We start from the raw sequence: 14,775 nt of genomic DNA on the forward strand, positions 1-14,775 counted from the left end.
CCCCCCGCCCGCCCCCCCGGGGCCGCCCGCGCCCGAAAGGCCCGCCACCAAAACCCCGGGCCCCGCCCCCACCCCCCCCGCCCCCAACGACCGGGTTTTAGGAGCCGGCCCCGTCCCCGGGCCGGCTCCACCTTTCTGACCGTCTTAGTCCGGCAGGCCCGCCTTGCGAAGGCCTTCGATATATCTGCTGCGATCGTCAGGCCGATGAAACGGCGGCAGCACCTCGGCGAGATTCGACAGCCGCAACGTAGGATCGAGTTCGCGCAGGCGAGCCATCATCTTCTCGGCTTCCGAAAGCCGACCGGCTAAGACGTAACTTGCCGTCGCCACACGCGTCGCACTCGCGTAGTTTGGTTGCGAACGCAAAGATCTTTTCGCCCACTCAGCAGCATCGTTGTAGCGCCCGGCACAAAAGTGAGCGAGCGCGGTGCAAAATTCCCAAACAAAAAAGCGAGGATCGAACGGACTGAGGCGCATTGCCTGCGCGGCGCGCTCGACCGCTTTCTCCGGCTCACCTAAGCACGCTTGAACCCAGGCGCTGTAACCCCACGCCGCAGCCAAGTTCGGGTTCAGGCCAAGCGCACGTTCGATGCAAGCCGCGCTTTCCTCCACATCGCCGCCTACATAGCCGAGCACGTATCCGCCGTACGATAGGGCAATTGCATCGTCCCATCCAAGTTCGATCGCTCTCTTTGCCAGTCGGGTCGCCTCGGCAGTCTCTTCTAAGCGATCGATCATCCAGCGGTTGCTCTTTCGCGCCGCATAGCAGCGCGCCGCCCGGGCATAGGCGGCAGCGAACACCGGGTCACAGCCGATCGCCTTCATGAAGAACCGCAGAGCGTTATCCATGGTTTCCTTGGTGTTGACCGCTCGGTCGTGGGACGCCAACCCGCGCAGATAATAGTCGTAGGCGTTGAGGTCCTCAGTCGGCTTGCGCTTGGCGCGCTCAATTTCCGCCTCCTCGACCTTTGGAGTGATCGCGCCGACTATGCTCGAGGCGATCTGGTCCTGAAAATCAAAAACCTCGGCTAGAGTACCTTCAAAACGGTCAGCCCACAGGTGGAGGCCGCTCGAAGCGTCGAGGAGTTGTCCGGTGATGCGCAGGCGCTCACCCGCTTTCCGCACACTTCCCTCGACGATATAGCGGACGCCCAACTCCAGCCCGATCTGCTTGATGTCGACAGCCCGTTCCCTGTACGTGAAGCTCGAGTTCCGGGCGATGACGAACAAATGACGGAATTGAGCCAGGACGGTGATAATATCCTCGACAATGCCATCGGCAAAATAGTCCTGCGTTGGATCGCCGCTCAGATTTTGAAACGGCAACACTGCCACCGACGGTCGATCATCGTGTCTCGTCGGGACTGCCAGCACAGGCGCCGGCGCCGCAACGCCAGAGCTTGGCCCCGGCTGCTGATGTCCAGTTCGTTCGCGGGACTGTAACGAAGCCGCCAGTGAGCTCGTCTGCGCCTCCGGCTCGGCATCCAGCTGCTTTTTCAGAACAGTCCGACAGAGCTCGAACTGGCGCAAGGCGGCGTTTTCGTGGCCGCGATGAGCATGGATCCGGATCAGCGCCCGATGCGCTGCCTCCGCGGTAGGATCCGAGGCAAGCAATCTCTCGGCGAGCCCTTCGCAGGCAGTCTCTTCAGCCGAACCGGGTATGGGCAGCGCAAGGCTCAGCCGATCGACCAACTGCAACGCCTTGCGCTGATACCTGTTCAGATAGGGTCCAAACCACTCATCCAGTTCCTCAGGAATGGCTTCCCCGGCAAGTACGCCACCGCGGTAGAGATCGGCGGCGAAGGCGAGATCGGCCGCTCGGCCCTCCTCCAGTTTCCGGTCGAAGATCGAAATGTCCGCTTCATCCGGATCGGCAATCAGCGCGACGGCTTGCTGATCCCCATCGATGTAGATGGTGGCATCTTTGCTGGTCGGGAACGAGCGCCTGATATCGACCAGCGCTTGCCGCAAACTATTGCGGGCTTGACCATTACCTCGTCCCGGCCAAAAGGCTTCGGAGAGCTGCTCGCGACGATGGCCGCGGCGGCCCGCCAGCACCAAGGCGGCAAAAAGAAGCGAAGTCTTGCGCGTGGCGAAACGGACGGGCCGGCGCTCCGGAGAAGTAACCTCGAGGCCGCCCAACAATCTGATGCGCAAAGATCGTCTCCAGACTTTGATCGCCCCGGCAGAATAGCATTTCGGTAGATGGATTTAACACCGATTTAACGGCGGCTCGTCGGGCTTTTCCGTTTTTTCACGCACAACCGAACAGCCCGAAAACACCGGCGTGACACGCTCCCATCCGCAAATCTCGAAATGGGAGACTAAAAATGGCTCACACTGAAACTCGCGCGTCGAAAAGACAATTGTTTGTATCCGGCCTGAAAAGTGTAGCAATCGCCGCCTTAAGGGATTGGTGGCGGAACGTCGCAAGACGCAGGGCACTAGCCGAGTTGACGCCCGATCAACTGAACGACATCGGTCATCCGGAAGTCCATCGACCCGTGCTCAACATCAAGGCAGGTCTGATCACGAACTTGATGTCGATGCGGTAAATTCAGCGCACCACTGCGCAGCGTATCCGCGACCGACCGCTATGCCTTCTTCAGCCCCGCCTTGAAGCGTTTGCCGTTGGCGACGTAGTGCGCGGCCGAAGCGCGCAGCCCGGCTACCGCGGCATCGTCCAGTTCCCGCACCAAACGCGCGGGCGAGCCGATGATCAGCGAATTGTCGGGAAATTCCTTGCCTTCCGTGACCACGGCGCCGGCTCCGACCAGCGAATTCTTACCGATTTTCGCGCCGTTCAGCACGATCGCGCCCATGCCGATCAGGCTGTTGTCGCCGATCGTGCAGCCATGCAGCAAGGCCCGATGGCCGATCGTGCAGCCTTGCCCGATGGTCAGGGGAAAACCGACATCGGTGTGCATGACCGTGTGCTCCTGCACATTGGTGTCGGCGCCGATGACGATCGGCTCGTTGTCGCCGCGGATGACAACCCCGAACCAGAAGCCGGCGTTTCGGCCGACCCTGATATCGCCGATCAGGGTGGCGTCGGGTGCGATCCAGTTGCTGTCCGCGTCCTCGAAACCGGGTGCCTTTCCGTCGATCGCATAGAGCGGCATTTGCGTCTCCCGAATCGTCTCACACTAAACGTTCGCAGAGCCTAGGAGCATGCCCGCCCTGGACGCAATGTCGATCAGCACGACGCCCAGTGCCAAGGCCCAGAGCGTCGCGGTGCAACCGCAAGAGATCAGCGCCGGTGCCGAAATGCGCCCCCGCCGCCAAGCGTCGAGGGCCTCGTTGGCGAACATCAAGGGCCCGGCGCATGCCGTCGCGGCCAACGAGCGCAGCATATGCCTTGGCGAAACATAGGGTTCGGCAAAGGCAAGCTTGCGGCCTGATATCAGCTCCATTGCCGATCCGACCAGGCCGCACGCCGTCAGCCCAACCATAAAAGCGAAGAGTGTGTGTTCGACCGGACCCATCTTTACCTTCCATTTACCATGAAATCGCACAGTCATGTCGACAGGCGCGTTGCAAGAGCCGTGCCGCGCCACATGTGCCGCTCAAGGACACCCAAGAAGACATCTTGGGACAGGCGGCCGATACTGGGGATCGCGATGAAGCAGGCAGCCACCGCCGACGGTCCGCAACTCACCGTCGTCGATTCCAAGCTTATGAAGCGGGTGTTCTACGTGTTCGCGGCGCTGGCAGTGCTTTCGGTGGCGATCAGCCTTGGCGGCAAATGGTTCGGCCGCTCGATCGCCATGGCCGGGTATACCGACGACACGACGATTTACGAGGTCGTGATCGGCAACAATGTCATCGCAGCGCCGGCTAATGTCATACGCTTCGACCAGGCCCGGCGCGACGGCATCGCCTCGCGCCTCGACCTCTATCTGCGCTATCCCGAGATGGACGGCTACAGCGAGGCCGCCCGCGACGATTTCAACAACACCGGACTTCGCAAGAACATCATCTTCCTCTCGCTCGAACGGCAGATAATGTCGCGCGACATGAGCGGCCGCTTCGCGCCGATCTACAGCGCACTGATCGCCCAACCCGGCACATCAGGCCCAGGCGGCACGACGCTCTACGGCTTCACTGAAAAATCAGGCTATCTCAACGAGGTGCTGGCGGTTGGCAATCGCCGGGGCAAGGACCCATTCGTGGCCCGCTGCCTGAGCGGGCCGAGTGCTGCGCAATCGCTGGCGCCCTGCGAACGCGACATCCTGGTCGGCGACAAGCTCAGCCTCACCTACCGTTTTCCCAAGGAATTTCTGGTGGACTGGCAGACGCTCGACGCAGCCATCGCCGCCGAGGCTATGCGTATGCTGAAGACCGGGCGCTAACACGTTGTGTCTGAAGGGATTATGCGACTCGCTTTGGGGCCAATCGCAAACGGCGGAGATTGGCGAAAACGCCTCTCCTTTCGTCATCCTCGGGCGGAGTGGGAGCGAAGCGAACCGCGAAGACCCGAGGATCCATTCCGTGACTTTCGAGCGCCGAAGCGATGCAGAATATGCAGTGCCAGAGCGGCCTTGCCAGGACTGCCTTCCTTATCTTGCAGCGAAGCGGCGGATGACAGTTCTTGACCGCTGCATTCTGCGGCCGATGTCACGGCATGGATCCCAGGGTCTGCGCTCCGCTCGCGTTCGCTTCGCCCTAGGATGACGAAGGCATGGTGGCCTGCCGCCAACGCAAATTCCAGGCTCAAGCCAGGTCGATGTCGAGGATGGCCATCGAGAAATTATAGTCGCCGTCGTCCTCGTCCTTGAAGACGATGCCGAGGAATTCGTCGCCGACATAGACCTCGGCCGAATCGTCTTTGCGCGGCCGTGCCTTCACTTCAAGCTTGGGGTTCTGGAAGACGCGCTTGAAATAGGCGTCCAGCTTTCTGATTTCGTCCGGCTTCAAAAGTCTTCTCCGATCGTCGGTCTTGCTCGTTTGAACGCGCTTCTGGCACGTCGACAATGGCGATGTAAAGGCAAGCCGGCGAGAGAACCAGACGCCACCCGGCGCATACAACCGGAATTCAGCCGTACGTCCGAGCGCCTTGGCCTCAGATATCGAAACTGACGACGTGGTCCATCGTCTGCGACGGCAAAAGCTGGTCCATCTGCCGCGAAGGCTGGTCGCAGCCGGTCTCGCCGACGACGCGGGCCGGCACGCCGGCAACCGTTTTGTTGTGCGGCACCGGCGACAGCACCACCGAACCTGCCGCGATCTTCGAGCAATGGCCGATCTCGATATTGCCGAGGATCTTGGCGCCGGCGCCGATCAGCACGCCGTAGCGGATCTTGGGATGGCGATCGCCGCCGGCCTTGCCGGTGCCGCCCAGCGTCACGCCGTGCAGGATCGACACATCGTCCTCGATCACCGCCGTCTGGCCGACGACGAGGCCGGTGGCGTGGTCGAGGAAGATGCCTTTGCCGATGCGGGCGGCCGGGTTGATGTCGGTCTGGAACACCGAGGACGACCGGCTCTGCAGGTAGAGCGCGAAGTCCTGGCGGCCCTGGTTCCACAGCCAATGCGCCAGCCGGTGGGTCTGGATGGCATGAAAACCCTTGAAATAGAGTACCGGCATGATGAAGCGGTCGCAGGCCGGATCGCGGTCATAATAGGCCTGGATGTCGACGCGCACCGTCGACGCCCAGTCCTTGTCGTCGGCTGCCATCGCCTTGAATGTCTGTCGGATGAGGTCGGAACCGATATCCTGATGGGCAAGCCGCTCGGCCAGACGATGGATGACCGCTTCCTCCAGGCTTTCCTGGTTGAGGATGGTCGAATAGAGAAACGCCGCCAGCAGCGGATCGCGATTGACCGCCTCCATCGCTTCGTCGCGGATCGAGCGCCAGATCGGGTCGATCGGCTTCACCATGGTGGGGCGGGCAATCGTAACGCTGTTCATCTATGGTCTCCGGCCATCTACCGTCTCCGGCTTGGCGGCTTGCCTGTTCTCCGGCCGCACATATAAACAAAATTATAGCACGGTTGAACTCAATTTTCCTTAGTGCTTTGTCAAATGGATTTGGTTCACGGAAATTCAAGCGGCCATGGAAAACGAACCCTTGATCGACGAGCCGCTGAAGCGCGAGCTTTCCGCGCTCTACCGGGCCGAGAGCCGCCACTATCATAGCCTTGCCCATATCGAGGCGATGCTGACGCTGGCCGGCCAGTATCGGGCATCCCTGCACGACCCAGAGGCGGTCGAGGCGGCGATCTGGTTCCACGACGCCATCTATGACAGCCGGGCCAAGGACAACGAAGCCAAGAGTGCCGCCCTTGCCGAGAAAAAGCTTGCCGGTCGCACAGATGCGGAGCGCCTCGGCCGCATCACGGCGATGATCGCCGCCACCGCCACGCATGAATTGCCGCACTTTGACGACGACAATGCCGTCCGCGACGCAGCGCTGTTCCTCGACATGGACCTCGCGATCCTGGGTGCGACGCCTGACGCCTTCGATGCCTATGAACAGGCGGTTCGCCGCGAATATGGCTGGGTGGAAGAGCCGATGTGGCGTGCCGGCCGCAGTGCTGTTCTGAAGAGTTTCCTCGCCCGCCCGCATATTTTTCACACCGAAGAATTCCGGCATCGGCTCGAACCGCAAGCCAGGCAAAACGTGGCGCGGTCGGTCGAAGCGTTAGAGGCATAACAGGTTCTAGTCCGGAAACGTCTCCATGCGCTGCGCATAGACCTTGAAGCCGGCACGCCTGTAGACCGATTGCGCGCTGGGATGGTCGTGGGTGTCGGTGTGCAGCCAGAGTTTTTCGGGCCTATGCGACCAGACAGCGCGTAGCGATTGGTCAAGCAAGTAGGGTCCAAGCCTACGGCCCTGGAAAGCGGGAATCAGCCCAAAATGGGTCAGTTCGACGACCGGTTGGCCAACGCCTGTAAATTCACACAGGCCGGCGGCCCTCGCCGTCGACGCGCAAAACGTGAATATGCGTCGACGAGCTGGCGAGAAGGTCTTCGAGGTCGCTTGAAGACATACGCAGCCGCTGGTCCCATTGCACAGACTGGCCAACGGCGCGGTAGAGGCTGATGTAATCGGCGATGCCAAGCGTTTCACGCGTAACCGTCGCGTGTAATGCCGGGGCGGGAAAAGCGTCGCTGGACGGCGGCTCCGTCATCTCCAGATAGGTGACGAGAAGGTCGACCATGGCAACTCGCGCAAGGTTTGAGAACTGAGACTTGCGGCCTGGCTAGATCGGCGCCGGATCATGCGCGGCGGCCACTCGTTCAGAGTGGATTTTCGGCATAGAACTCCAGCACCCGCTGCTTGAAGGTCTTGTCGCCGACGGCCAGCATGTGGTCGCGGCCGTCGATGTGAAATGCCCTAGCGTTCGGCATCAAGACGGCCAGTTCGTCGGGCGAGCCGGCGATGTCGTCCTTGGTTCCCACGGCAATCAAGGTCGGCTGCGCAATGCGCGCGACATCGCCCTCGCTCATTGACGCTCGGGAACCGACGATGCAGACCGCGAGCGCCCGCCGGTCGCTTCGGGTCTGGTCGGCGAAAGCGCGAAACGATCGGCCGCGTGCATGGCTGATCGTGCTCGGGTCCTCGGCCAGCAGCGCATCGGCGATCGGATCCCAATCGCCGACGCCATCGACAAGGCCGATACCAAGGCCGCCGAACACCAGTGTCGCCACCTTGTCCGGGTCGGAAAGCGCCAGGAACGCCGACACCCGCGCGCCCATCGAATAACCCATGACATGGGCGCGTTCGATGCCGAGATGGTCGAGCAGCGCCTCAGCGTCGGACGCCATCCGGTCCGGCGTATAGGCGACCTCGTCATAACTTTTCGACGAGGCGCCATGGCCGCGATTGTCGAAGGCGATGGCGCGGTAGCCTGCATCGTTCAACGTCTTGAACCAGCCGGGCGACACCCAATTGACGTAATGGCTCGAGGCAAAGCCGTGGATCATGAGCACCGGATCGCCCTGCCCCGATGCCGGCTGGCGATCGAGGAAGGCGAGGTCAAAACCGTCATGGGAGAAAAACTGCATCTGCGACGGATCCTGCGCGTTCAATTGTGCGCAGTGCCGATTGCCGGGTGACGCAACAAATCGCCGTCCTCCATACCGCTCCTGGCGGCGGTGCCCGCCTTGAGCTCGAGCACGAAGCGAACCGGCTCGCCGGCCGAGATCATCGCCTCGGATTGCGGCTCGCCTTGCTTGATCGCCCGGATCTTGCCGTCCTGACCGACAAAGATCAGGTCGAGCGGCATCGGCGTGTTCCTCATCCAGAAACTCGCATCCCGAGGTTCCTCGAACACGAACAACATGCCATGATCGTCAGCCATGTCCTCGCGAAACATCAGGCCGGCCTCGCGCTCGGCGGAGGTGTCGGCGATTTCGATTGAGAAGGAGCGTTCGCCGCCTTTCGTCACCGCGACCAGCGGCTGCGAGTCGACGGCAAGCACCATCGCCCGGCTGTCTGCCAAAGCCGGTTGCTGCGAATGGAAGAAAGCGCCTGTGGCGACGATAAAGGCAATCGCAGCGCAGACTACGCCCGTTGTCAGCCAGTTCCTGTGAGTCATCCAAAATCCTCGGCCGGAAATCGTCCTAGACCATGAGCCCGCGATGCGACCTAGTGCGAGGCCGGCAAGGTACCCATATCCGGGTGAATTTCGGCAGCCATAAGGCCTTTGTCGCCACGTCCGAAGCGGACAAGCACGACCTGCCCCGGCCTGAGTTCGGTAATGCCGTAGCGGCGCAGCGTCTCCATGTGGACGAAAATGTCCTCGGTGCCCTCGCCCCGGGTCAGGAAACCGAACCCTTTGGTGCGGTTGAACCATTTCACCAGCGCCCGCTCCAGTCCGCTTTCCGGCGTCACCGAGACATGGGTGCGCTGCTCCTGCATCTCCGCCGGATGGACCGCTGTGGTGAGATCCATGGAGAGCACACGGAACGCCTGCAATCCACGCTCACCGTGCTTGACGAGACAGACGACGCGCGCGCCTTCCAATGCGGTTTGGAAACCGTCCTTTCGAAGACACGTCACATGGAGGAGAATATCGCCGGAAGCGCCGTCATCGGGAAGAATGAAACCGTAACCCTTGGCCACGTCGAACCATTTGATGGCGCCGGCAATCTCGACAAGATCGGCCGCGTCGTCGCTCTCGTCCCTTCGCAAGGCGTTACCGATTCCGTCCCGCCCCATGAAAGAGGCCTTTTCCCCCATAAGAACGCCCCCTTTTTCCAAGAATACCGCAACTGATTCTTGACGTTAGATTAACACTGCCGCTTCCGGTCTGTGCAAGACCTGACGTGCCTTTTTTCACGGTTGATTGCAGGAATACCGGATTTGTCGTTTGCCGGCGCCACCGGCTATCGGCAATTGCCCTTTGGCGGGGTGGCCCTTATGTTCCGCCGCACCGCAACATTTTTCGAGGAAAATCACATGCGCTACCTCCACACCATGGTCCGTGTCGCCGACATCGATGCATCGCTCGATTTCTACTGCAACAAGCTTGGCCTCAAGGAAGTGCGCCGCCACGAAAACGAACAGGGGCGCTTCACGCTGATCTTCCTCGCCGCTTCCGAAGACGAGCAAAGTGCCGTCGCCGACAAGGCGCCGCTGATCGAGCTTACCTACAATTGGGATCCTGAAGACTACAAGGGCGGCCGCAATTTCGGCCACCTCGCCTACGAGGTCGATGACATCTATGCTACCTGCCAGCAGCTGATGGACAAGGGCGTCACCATCAACCGGCCGCCGCGCGACGGCAACATGGCCTTCGTCAAATCGCCGGACGGCATCTCGATCGAGCTTTTGCAAAAAGGCCCTGCAAAGGCCAAGGCCGAGCCTTGGGCCTCGATGCCGAATACCGGAAGCTGGTAGCCAATCACATTATTGGAAAGAATCCATTCATGCCGACCAGCCATGTCGATGTCGCCACCGAACATGCGAGCCGCTATCTGCAGCAGCTCTGCAAACACTGGGCGCACAAGTTTCCCGTTGAGTTCGACCCGAACCACGGGACGATCGATCTCTCACTCGGCCGCACGGTTCTGGACGCCGATGCGGCAGCGCTCCACATCGCGGTAAGCGCCGACGAAGCCGGCTCGCTGGAGCGCCTGGAAACGGTCGTCGCCGACCACATCAAACGCTTCGCTTTCCGCGAAGAGCTGACATTCGACTGGAAGCGGGCGCCGGCAGCGTAGACGGCCTCCTTCAGCCGCCTCGTTCAGCCGCCTTGGCCGGCCATCTCCAGCAGCGCCAGCACCGTGCGCCAGTTGCGCGCGGTGCCGGGCACTTTCAGCGTGCGCGGGATGAGATTGGCAAACACCGATTTGCCGAGACCTTCCGGTGCATGCAGGTAAAGCACGTCGCCCTTGATCTCGAAGCTTTCAGGGCCGATGCATTTCTCTGAAAGACGGGCCGTCTCCTCAGGTGTCGGCGTGCGCTCCAGCGCATAGGCGTGAAGCCTGGTCGGCTCTCCGGCGATCTCCGGATAAGGGTTTTCAGCCGCCAGCCGCTCGAGCCAACCGAGATCGCGCACCATAATGCGCGAATAAAACCCCCATTTCTTCTCGAAGGCTGCTTCCAGCTGTCTGGTCAGCGTGGCCGCATCACCCTTTGCCGAGCGGAACACGACGTTGCCGCTCTGCACATAGGTGGCGACGTCGCGAAAGCCGAGCTCCGCGAAGAACGACCGGAGTTCGGCCATCTTGACGATGCGGTTGCCGCCGACATTGATGCCGGAAAATAGCGCGACGAAGGTTTTCGCCCGGGCATTCATATTTGGTCACTCATAGTCGGGCGCTCATATGATGAACCCGGCCAGCGTCTCGTTGTCGGTGATGTCCTGATATTGGACGCCCTCGGCCTCGAAATTCGCGTTGAGCAGCTCGAAATTGCGGCGGTCCTTGGTTTCGATGCCGATCAGCACCGAGCCGAAATTGCGCGCCGATTTCTTCAGATATTCGAAGCGGGCGATGTCGTCGTCAGGTCCCAGCAATTCGAGGAAGTCGCGCAGCGCCCCCGGCCGCTGGGGAAAGCGGATTATGAAGTATTTCTTCAGCCCCTCAAAACGCAGCGCCCTTTCCTTCACATCCGGCAGCCGCTCGAAATCGAAATTACCGCCCGAAACCACCGCCACGATGGTCTTGCCTCTGATTTCCTTCTTCGAAAAGTCCTTGAGCGCGTCGATCGCCAGCGCGCCGGCCGGTTCCAGCACCACGCCTTCGACATTCAGCATCTCGATCATCGTCGCGCAGAGCCGGTTTTCCGGGATCAGCCGCACGGCCTCAGTGGCAAACGACCTGAGATGCCGCAACGGTTCGCGGCCGATCTCGGCCACCGCCGCGCCATCGACGAAATTGTCGACCTTGGCGAGCTTGATGCGCTTGCCGGTGGCAAGGCTCTCGCGCAGGCTCGGCGCGCCGGCCGGCTCGCAGAAAACGAAGCGCATATCGCGGTGCTGGTCGGCGAAATAATGCGTGACGCCAGCGGCCAGGCCACCGCCGCCGACCGGCAGCATGATGATATCAGGCATGCGGGCGCCCGGCATCTGGCCTGATATCTCGTAGGCGACGGTCGCCTGCCCTTCGATGATGTCCTTATGATCGAACGGCGGCACCATGTGCGCGCCGGCGCTTTCGGTGAATTCGAAGGCGGCGCGGTAGCAGTCGTCGAAAAAGTCGCCAACCAGCCTGATCTCGACGAACTCGCCGCCGAACAGCCGCGTCTTGTCGATCTTCTGCTGTGGCGTCGTCACCGGCATGAACACCACGCCCTTTCTGCCGAAATGACGGCAGACGAAGGCAAAGCCCTGCGCATGATTGCCGGCGGAAGCGCAGACGAACAGCTCGGCATCGTTGCCGGCGTCGAGCGCCTTGCGGAAGAAGTTGAAGGCACCCCTGATCTTGTAGGAGCGCACCGGCGAGAGGTCCTCGCGTTTCAGCAGCACCCGCGCTCCCGTCTTCTTCGACAAATAGTCGTTTTCCTGCAGCGGCGTCTCCGGGAAAATCTGGCGGATCGCGGCAGCGGCGGCAGCGACGCGGGAGGAAAAACTATTCATGGCAAGATCACCCCGAATCGCATGTCGTCTGGGAACGCAGCGCGCATTGGCTTGCCGCGACGCGATGGTCACAAACCTAGCACACGGCGCGTGCGTTTGATCAGGGCAATCGCTCAGACAAAGAAGCCTCCAACTGATGTTGGAATGACCAATTTTCGATGTCGGCGCCGCCCCTCATGCCTGCCGCCGTTCTGGCTTTCGCGCAACAGTGCGATGGCCGTCGCCAGACGCTGAGCGCAATTCGGCTGGACATGACTTACTTCTGCCGCACTTCGACTGTCCGGGAGGGTTTGCGGAGGTTGGATAGGCCTTTCGGCCGGAGTGGAATTTCAGAGTTGAAGAAGATTTGTATCATTGCGCTTGCCTTGCTTGTCGCCGGTTGCGGCGGCCGGCAAACCGAGGAACTGCTCGGCAGCGCCATTGTTTCTGCGCCGGTGACGGAAATTGCCGGCAACCACTCGATCTTCATCGCCACGACGCGCAAGCGCTCCGACGACCCCAGCAAGGTCTTCGACCGCGAACGCTCGGCCACGCTGAACTATGCCCGCGTCAACGTCACCGTGCCGGGAAGCCACGAAACGGGCCGGATCGAGCGGCGCTCGCGCGGCAAGTCGAACGATCCGGCCAAATACTTCATGGCCTCCGAAGTCGTCGGCTACGACACCGCGCCGCAATTCTCCAGCGCGCTCAGCGCCGACATCGCAGCGCGCGGCGGCCGCGTCATGGTCTTCGTCCATGGCTACAACACCGGCTTCGACGCCGCGGTCTACCGCGTCACCCAGATCGCCCATGATTCCGGTTATCCCGGCACACCGGTGCTGTTTTCCTGGGCGTCGGGCGCCAAGACCAGGGACTATGTCTACGACAGGGAGAGCGCCAGTGCTGCCCGCGACCAACTGGAAGTGACGCTGAGGATGCTTGCCCAGACCGGCGCGCGACGCATCGACATCGTCGCCCATTCGCTGGGAACCTGGGTCACCATGGAAGCGCTGCGCCAGCTCGCCATCAACGGCGACCGCGATCTCGGCGGCAAACTCGGCGACGTGGTGCTGGCCTCGCCCGACATCGATGTCGACGTGTTCAAGAGCCAGATGCGCCGCTACGGCAAGCCGAACAAGCCCTTCATCCTGCTCCTGTCCGACGACGACCGGGCGCTGCGGCTCTCCGGCCTGATCGCCGGCTCGCGGCCGCGCGTCGGCGACTACACGGACGCGGCCGACCTTGCCGACTATGGCGTGAGCGTCGTCGATCTCTCCAGCGTCAAGGGATCGGATCGCTTCAACCACACCAAGTTCGCCGACAACCCCGAACTGGTGAAGATGATCGGTCAGCGGCTGCGCGAGGATGACGGATTTGCCAGCGACCGCGAGGTGACCGATCGTATTCACCTGCTCGGACAGTAGGTGCGTTCGACGGTCAGTTCCGGAGGCTTTCGTCGTGCATGTTCGCGATTGCGGTGCCATCGGATCACTTTCAACTGGACCAGGTCGGCCTCTGGCTTTATCGAAATAGCGAGCGACGTCACCGGGTTGACGTCCCCCTCGCGGGAGCCTGCGTGATCGTGCGTTCGAAGATTTTTCTCGTCGTTGCGTTTGCGCTCGCTGTTACGGGCTGCGCCGGCCGGAAGACACACGACCTTCTCAACGTGACCACTGTGACGGTGCCTGCCTCCGACATAGCGGCCACGCATGAGATCTTCGTCGCCACCACCCGCGAGAAAGCGACGAAAGATCCACGGCAGGTGTTCGATGGCAATCGCTCGCTGACCACCAGCTTTGCCCGGGTCGAGGTGACGGTTCCGAAGATCCATCAGCTCGGTGCAATCGAGCGCGTCAAAGGGTCCGCGAACAGCAATCCAGCGAAGGATTTCACCGCGACGAATGTCGCCTTCTACGAAGACGCCCCGCAATTCGCCAAAGCGGTCGGCGCCGACATCGCCATGCGCGGCAACCGCGCGCTGGTTTTCGTGCACGGCTTCAACAACGGTTTCGACGACGGCGTCTACCGGCTGACGCAAATCGCGCACGACACGAAGTATCCCGGCACACCGGTGCTGTTCTCATGGGCATCGAGCGGCAAGACCACGGGCTACATCTACGACAAGGAAAGCGCCAACGCCGCGCGCGACGATCTCGAACAGACGCTGCGCATGCTGGCCAAGACGAAGGTCAAGAGCATCGACATCATCGCCCACTCGATGGGCACATGGGTGACGATGGAGGCGCTGCGCCAGCTTGCCATCACCGGCGACCGCGATCTCGGCGACAAGCTGGGCTATGTCATTCTTGCCTCGCCCGACATCGATGTCGACGTGTTCAAGAAGCAGATGATCCGCTACGGCAAGCCCGACAAGCCGTTCGCCATCCTGCTTTCTGGCGACGATCGCGCCCTCAGGCTCTCCTCCCTGATCTCCGGCGACAAGCCGCGCGTCGGCGACTATGGCGATGCGGCCGACCTCGCCAGCTATGGCGTCTCGGTGGTCGACCTGACCAAGACGAAAGGCGGCGACCGGCTGAACCACGCCAAATTCGCCGACAATCCGATCCTGGTGCAGTTGCTCGGCGATCGGCTGCGCGCCCCGGCCGGTCTGGCGTCCGAAGAGACCGCCCCGGCCCAGATCGACAATCTCGGCCAAGGCATCGGCAAGGCCGTCGGCTCCGTTGCCGAGATCGTCATCACCACCCCGTTCAGGGTGCTGACCATCGCCACCGGCGGGTGAGCGGCCCGGCTCGCCCTTGGTCGATG

General features: G+C 61.7%; 19 protein-coding genes. 7 read left to right on the top strand and 12 right to left on the bottom strand.

Annotation, left to right across the window (positions count from 1 at the left end; translation table 11 throughout):
• Positions 1-144: 144 nt before the first annotated feature.
• A complete protein-coding gene (locus tag AC0L26_RS25610) occupies positions 145-2,157 on the bottom strand; it encodes a BTAD domain-containing putative transcriptional regulator (protein WP_473635081.1) in 2,013 nt (670 codons plus the stop codon).
• 173 nt (positions 2,158-2,330) lie between these two features.
• On the opposite strand from AC0L26_RS25610, the gene AC0L26_RS25615 reads away from it, so the two are divergent.
• Positions 2,331-2,555 (top strand): DUF1127 domain-containing protein, encoded by a 225-nt coding sequence (locus AC0L26_RS25615; RefSeq protein WP_473635082.1) that lies wholly within the window; start codon positions 2,331-2,333, stop codon positions 2,553-2,555.
• 39 nt (positions 2,556-2,594) lie between these two features.
• On the opposite strand, the gene AC0L26_RS25620 is transcribed toward AC0L26_RS25615, so the two are convergent.
• Together AC0L26_RS25620 and AC0L26_RS25625 are read right to left on the bottom strand one after the other, a co-directional pair.
• On the bottom strand, positions 2,595-3,122 hold the full coding sequence (locus AC0L26_RS25620; RefSeq protein ID WP_473635083.1) for a gamma carbonic anhydrase family protein: 528 nt from the start codon (positions 3,120-3,122) through the stop codon (positions 2,595-2,597).
• A gap of 24 nt (positions 3,123-3,146) precedes the next feature.
• A complete protein-coding gene (locus tag AC0L26_RS25625) occupies positions 3,147-3,485 on the bottom strand; it encodes a DUF6949 family protein (protein WP_352930548.1) in 339 nt (112 codons plus the stop codon).
• A gap of 135 nt (positions 3,486-3,620) precedes the next feature.
• On the opposite strand from AC0L26_RS25625, the gene AC0L26_RS25630 reads away from it, so the two are divergent.
• Complete coding sequence (locus AC0L26_RS25630; RefSeq protein WP_473635084.1) at positions 3,621-4,352, top strand: hypothetical protein; 732 nt, start codon at positions 3,621-3,623, stop codon at positions 4,350-4,352.
• 361 nt (positions 4,353-4,713) lie between these two features.
• Here AC0L26_RS25630 and AC0L26_RS25635 read toward each other — a convergent pair whose 3' ends face one another.
• Both AC0L26_RS25635 and cysE read right to left on the bottom strand, forming a co-directional pair.
• Complete coding sequence (locus AC0L26_RS25635; protein WP_013531334.1) at positions 4,714-4,917, bottom strand: DUF3126 family protein; 204 nt, start codon at positions 4,915-4,917, stop codon at positions 4,714-4,716.
• A 145-nt stretch (positions 4,918-5,062) separates the two neighbouring features.
• Complete coding sequence (gene cysE, locus AC0L26_RS25640; protein ID WP_473635085.1) at positions 5,063-5,911, bottom strand: serine O-acetyltransferase; 849 nt, start codon at positions 5,909-5,911, stop codon at positions 5,063-5,065.
• A 145-nt stretch (positions 5,912-6,056) separates the two neighbouring features.
• On the opposite strand from cysE, the gene AC0L26_RS25645 reads away from it, so the two are divergent.
• Positions 6,057-6,656, top strand: coding sequence for an HD domain-containing protein (locus tag AC0L26_RS25645; RefSeq protein WP_473635086.1), 600 nt, complete (start codon positions 6,057-6,059; stop codon positions 6,654-6,656).
• A gap of 6 nt (positions 6,657-6,662) precedes the next feature.
• Here AC0L26_RS25645 and AC0L26_RS25650 read toward each other — a convergent pair whose 3' ends face one another.
• The 5 genes from AC0L26_RS25650 to AC0L26_RS25670 all read right to left on the bottom strand — a co-directional run bounded on the left by AC0L26_RS25650 (position 6,663) and on the right by AC0L26_RS25670 (position 9,188).
• Positions 6,663-7,019: a GNAT family N-acetyltransferase gene (locus AC0L26_RS25650; protein ID WP_473635176.1), complete on the bottom strand. Its 357-nt coding sequence runs from the start codon at positions 7,017-7,019 to the stop codon at positions 6,663-6,665.
• A complete protein-coding gene (locus tag AC0L26_RS25655; protein WP_473635183.1) occupies positions 6,901-7,164 on the bottom strand; it encodes a hypothetical protein in 264 nt (87 codons plus the stop codon). Before AC0L26_RS25655 ends, AC0L26_RS25650 begins: the two co-directional genes overlap by 119 nt.
• A 79-nt stretch (positions 7,165-7,243) precedes the next feature.
• Complete coding sequence (locus AC0L26_RS25660; RefSeq protein WP_473635087.1) at positions 7,244-8,011, bottom strand: alpha/beta fold hydrolase; 768 nt, start codon at positions 8,009-8,011, stop codon at positions 7,244-7,246.
• A 20-nt stretch (positions 8,012-8,031) separates the two neighbouring features.
• Entirely contained in the window at positions 8,032-8,544 is a 513-nt protein-coding gene (locus AC0L26_RS25665) for a DUF192 domain-containing protein (protein ID WP_473635088.1), read from the bottom strand.
• Between the two features lie 50 nt (positions 8,545-8,594).
• On the bottom strand, positions 8,595-9,188 hold the full coding sequence (locus tag AC0L26_RS25670) for a cold-shock protein (RefSeq protein WP_473635089.1): 594 nt from the start codon (positions 9,186-9,188) through the stop codon (positions 8,595-8,597).
• A 219-nt stretch (positions 9,189-9,407) separates the two neighbouring features.
• On the opposite strand from AC0L26_RS25670, the gene gloA reads away from it, so the two are divergent.
• Both gloA and AC0L26_RS25680 read left to right on the top strand, forming a co-directional pair.
• Positions 9,408-9,848 (top strand): lactoylglutathione lyase, encoded by a 441-nt coding sequence (gene gloA / locus AC0L26_RS25675; protein WP_473635090.1) that lies wholly within the window; start codon positions 9,408-9,410, stop codon positions 9,846-9,848.
• A gap of 29 nt (positions 9,849-9,877) precedes the next feature.
• Positions 9,878-10,171, top strand: a complete 294-nt coding sequence (locus AC0L26_RS25680) for a DUF2218 domain-containing protein (RefSeq protein ID WP_352930565.1) — start codon at positions 9,878-9,880, stop codon at positions 10,169-10,171.
• 23 nt (positions 10,172-10,194) lie between these two features.
• Here AC0L26_RS25680 and AC0L26_RS25685 read toward each other — a convergent pair whose 3' ends face one another.
• Together AC0L26_RS25685 and ilvA are read right to left on the bottom strand one after the other, a co-directional pair.
• Positions 10,195-10,749: a DUF1697 domain-containing protein gene (locus tag AC0L26_RS25685; RefSeq protein WP_473635091.1), complete on the bottom strand. Its 555-nt coding sequence runs from the start codon at positions 10,747-10,749 to the stop codon at positions 10,195-10,197.
• 24 nt (positions 10,750-10,773) lie between these two features.
• A complete protein-coding gene (gene ilvA, locus AC0L26_RS25690; RefSeq protein ID WP_473635092.1) occupies positions 10,774-12,030 on the bottom strand; it encodes a threonine ammonia-lyase IlvA in 1,257 nt (418 codons plus the stop codon).
• A 335-nt stretch (positions 12,031-12,365) separates the two neighbouring features.
• Here ilvA and AC0L26_RS25695 point away from each other — a divergent pair, with 335 nt between their 5' ends.
• A complete protein-coding gene (locus AC0L26_RS25695) occupies positions 12,366-13,433 on the top strand; it encodes an alpha/beta hydrolase (RefSeq protein WP_354492475.1) in 1,068 nt (355 codons plus the stop codon).
• A gap of 152 nt (positions 13,434-13,585) precedes the next feature.
• Positions 13,586-14,749 carry an alpha/beta hydrolase gene (locus AC0L26_RS25700; protein WP_473635093.1) on the top strand — a complete coding sequence of 388 codons (1,164 nt, stop codon included), beginning with the start codon at positions 13,586-13,588 and terminating at the stop codon, positions 14,747-14,749.
• The last annotated feature ends 26 nt before the right edge of the window (positions 14,750-14,775 follow it).

This window comes from Mesorhizobium sp. WSM4823 (assembly GCF_055811195.1).